The sequence below is a fragment of the Bartonella queenslandensis AUST/NH15 genome (genome assembly GCF_000312585.1).
GTDB lineage: Bacteria > Pseudomonadota > Alphaproteobacteria > Rhizobiales > Rhizobiaceae > Bartonella > Bartonella queenslandensis_A.
Genome location: NZ_HE998052.1, coordinates 1 through 264, shown reverse-complemented (window position 1 = coordinate 264; position 264 = coordinate 1). Strand labels below are relative to the sequence as shown.

Below are 264 nucleotides of genomic sequence, written 5' to 3'. Positions count from 1 at the left end.
CTGATAGGTCATTTTATTTTGGATATCTTGTGCTAATCGATCAAAGTAAGCGCTATTGCGACGGCTGCCAAAACTTAAATCTTCTAGAGGTGGAACTTCTTCTGCATCAAATTCCACCCGCAATTTTCCCAACTGTAAAGTGCTGTTAGAATTCAAATCACGGTCAAACCAAACACGCCCACCAAGCAGCGCACCACGGGCAATCATATCATCAAGAAACTGTGTGAGAGAACGGGTAATGGCAATAACATGTTGACCGGTCAA

Annotated in this window: 1 pseudogene; it reads right to left on the bottom strand. The window is 43.2% G+C overall.

Annotated features, from left to right (window positions below):
• Positions 1-264 (bottom strand): annotated as a pseudogene (locus tag BN338_RS09295) (phage tail protein); the annotation flags it as partial.